This window comes from Caulobacter sp. B11 (assembly GCF_002737765.1).
In the GTDB taxonomy this organism is placed as follows: Bacteria; Pseudomonadota; Alphaproteobacteria; order Caulobacterales; family Caulobacteraceae; genus Caulobacter.
On record NZ_PEGG01000372.1, the window covers coordinates 1 to 3,074 of the forward strand.

The window sequence follows — 3,074 nt, forward strand, 5'->3', positions numbered from 1 at the left end:
CGATCGTGGTCGGGCATTTCTCGGCCGAGCAGTTGGGCTTCCACGCCATGGGCCTGGGCGCCGACCTCGATCTTCGTGACCATGACGGTGGGGTTGCTGGTCGGCGTGCAGGTGATGACCTCGCGGGCCCTGGGCGCAGACCGGCCGCATGACACTGGCGCGGTGCTGCGCCGCGGCCTGGTCTATGCCTTCTGGCTGGGCCTGGCGGGGGCGGCGGTGCTGGCCCTGATCGGACCGCCCCTTCTGCATCGCGCCGGCCTGGCCCCGGCCCTGGCCGACGGCGCGACCCTGCCGCTGATCGTCTTTTCGCTGTCCCTGCCGGTCTATGCCGTCAGCGTGGCCCTGAGCTTCTGGCTGGAGGGCCTGGGGCGTCCGGGCGCGGTGACCATCGCCATGTGGGTCGCCAACCTGATCAATCTGGCCGTCAACCTGCTGCTGGTGCCGGGAACCTGGGGCCTGCCCGCCCTGGGCGCGACCGGCGGGGCCTGGGCGACCTTCGTGGCGCGCGTGGCCCTGACCCTGATCCTGGCCGTCGTGGTGCTGCGCATGAAGGACGCCCGGGTGCTGGGCGTGTTCGACAAGCCCGCCGCCGATCGTCCGGCCGAGATCGAGCAGCGCCGGGTCGGCTACGGAGCCGGAGCGTCCAACTTCTTCGAGGTTTCGGCCTTCGCGGCCATGAGCCTGGTGGCCGGCTGGCTGGGTGGGCTGTCGGTGGCCGCCTGGGCGGTGGTGATCAACGCCGTGGCGGTGATCTTCATGGTCCCCCTGGGCCTGTCGACCGCGACCGCGGTTCAGGTCGGCCGGGCCTATGGCGCCCGCGACCAGGCCGGCATGAGCCGGGCCGGCTGGATCGCCTTCGGGGTCACCGCGGTGTTCGGTCTGGTGGTGTCGCTGGTGCTGTGGCCGACGGCCGGATGGGTGGCCGGCGCCTATACCAATGATCCCGCCGCCATCGCCCTGATCGCTCCGGCCCTGGTGCTCAGCTGCCTGTTCCTGATCCCCGACGCCGTGCAGGTGGTCTGCGCCCAGGCCCTGCGGGCCCGGGGCGAGGTGTGGATCCCGACCGCGACCCACATGGTCAGCTACGCCCTGATCATGGGGCCCCTGGCCTGGTGGCTGGCCCTGCCGATGAAGCTGGGCGTCAACGGCATCGTCTGGTCGGTGATCATCACCAGCTTCATCGCCGCCGGGCTGCTGCTCGGGCGGTATCGGATGCTGGACCTTCGGGACCGTTAGGGGTGGCGGGGCTCTAGGCCCCAGCCCCCAGGATCCAACCTTCTTCCGCCTCGGCGTCGGCCGCCGCTTCGGGCGCGACATCCTTGCCGGGCGCGAACAGGGCGGCCAGCTTGCCGGCTTCGTCCAGCTTGGCGAAGTGTTCGGCCAGGGCGCGCACCTGGGCGGCGTCCTTGATCTCGCCGACCGCGGGCGTGGCCTTGATCAGCGAGGGATAGACCTCGGCGATCACCAGTTCGACACCCTCGAGGTCGGCCTCGGTCAGGGCCTTGAAGCCGGTTTCGAACGGCCAGACCCGGGCGGCGTCGCCGCGGGCGTCCTTCAGGCGGCGCACGGCGGGGATGCCGACGATCGCCTGACCGCCGACCGAGCCGTTATAGTAGAGCTTCCAGATCGAGTGGGCGCCCTTGGCGGCCTTGTCCGTGTGACGGAACTCGGCCAGGTCGCCCTCGCCATGCTCGCGGGTGCGCTTGGGCTGCAGGGTGGTCAGGGTGTCCTTGGGCGGGCAGCCCCAGAACGGGAAGGGTCCGCCGGTCAGACGGCGATTGACCTCCGACCCGACGCCGAAGCGGTTGTTGGTGTTGTCGGCCTTGTCCTTGACCATCTTGGCCAGCTGGTCCCAGACCGCCCGCCAGGCGTGATCGCCCTTCAGCGCCAGGCCGAGGCGAAGCCGCGCGGGAAGCCCAGCGGGAAGTCGAACCCGACCAGGGCGCGCTCGCCGCGCTTCTTTCAGGTCATCCAGGATGACAGCCAGCTTGGCCTCGGCCTCCATCCGGGTGGCCGGATTGAAGGTCTCGAAGGTCAGGCGGAAGCGGACGTCGCGCTTGAGCACGCCGATCCAGACGGAGTCGGCCCCGTGGTCGGCTTGGCCGCCGCGCTCCAATCGACGATGACATAGGCGCTGAACAGGCGCGACACAGGGTGCGCTCCGCGTGAGTTGAACGAAGCGCGCTTCTACTCTTCTCCGGCCGCTGCGGCCAGACGAGAACGCTCGTCTTAGGCGGCGTTTTGTTCGACAGCGGCTTCCGTGGCCGTCGCGGACGGCCGGACCCCGGCGAACCAGCGGGCCGGGGGCTCGCAGGCGGGGCCGAGGGCGGCGCGGACGATGGCCGGGGGACGACGCTCTTCCGGGTCATGAACAGGCCATTGGCCTTCAACCGCAGACCGGCGATCTTGTGGGCGCCGAGCATGGTCAGGGGCACGGCCAGGATCAGGCCCGCCAGGATCGGCAGGGTGGCGGTCAGCAGGTCGGGCGTGAACCAGAACAGCAGGGCCAGGGTCAGGCCGCTGATGCTGATCCAGCCCATGGCCGCGAAGGCTTCCTTGCCGCTGACCTTGTCGGCGTCGCGGCGCTGGGTGGCCCAGCCGCCGACCTTGCCGGCCAGGATCTCGACCAGGGCGCGGGTCTGGGTGAACATCAGCATGGGGCGACCAGGGCCGACAGCAGCATTTCGACCGACAGGCCGGCGGCGACGCGACGCTTGCCGCCGAAGGCCTTGACCTCGCCCGGACGGGTGAAGATCAGGGCCAGACCCAGAAGCTTGGGGCCGAACAGCAGGATGAAGGTGATGATCATCGCCCAGGCGGTGGCCTGGATCTCGCGCCAGTCGATCAGGGCGTGGGCGGCGGCCTGCAGGTCGGCCAGGGTGAAGGGCCTTCTTCAGCTCGGGCATCAGCAGGCGCGAGATCACGCCGGCCGACAGGGCCACGAACCACAGGGGCGACAGCACATAGGACAGCACGCCGATCACCAGGTGCAGGCGGCTCATCCAGTGCAGGCCGGGCAGGCCGACCAGGGGGATGTGCTGCACATTGCCCCGGCACCAGCGGCGGTCGCGGGT

3 pseudogenes are annotated in these 3,074 nt (G+C 70.4%); 1 reads left to right on the plus strand and 2 read right to left on the minus strand.

The window, feature by feature from the left end:
* Nucleotides 1–1,236 (plus strand): annotated as a pseudogene (locus tag CSW58_RS12960) (MATE family efflux transporter); the annotation flags it as partial.
* Between the two features lie 13 nt (nt 1,237–1,249).
* On the opposite strand, the pseudogene CSW58_RS12965 reads toward CSW58_RS12960, so the two are convergent.
* Together CSW58_RS12965 and CSW58_RS12970 are read right to left on the minus strand one after the other, a co-directional pair.
* A pseudogene (locus tag CSW58_RS12965) lies at nt 1,250–2,151 on the minus strand (cobalamin biosynthesis protein CbiG).
* 78 nt (nt 2,152–2,229) lie between these two features.
* A pseudogene (locus tag CSW58_RS12970) lies at nt 2,230–3,074 on the minus strand (glucan biosynthesis glucosyltransferase H); the annotation flags it as partial.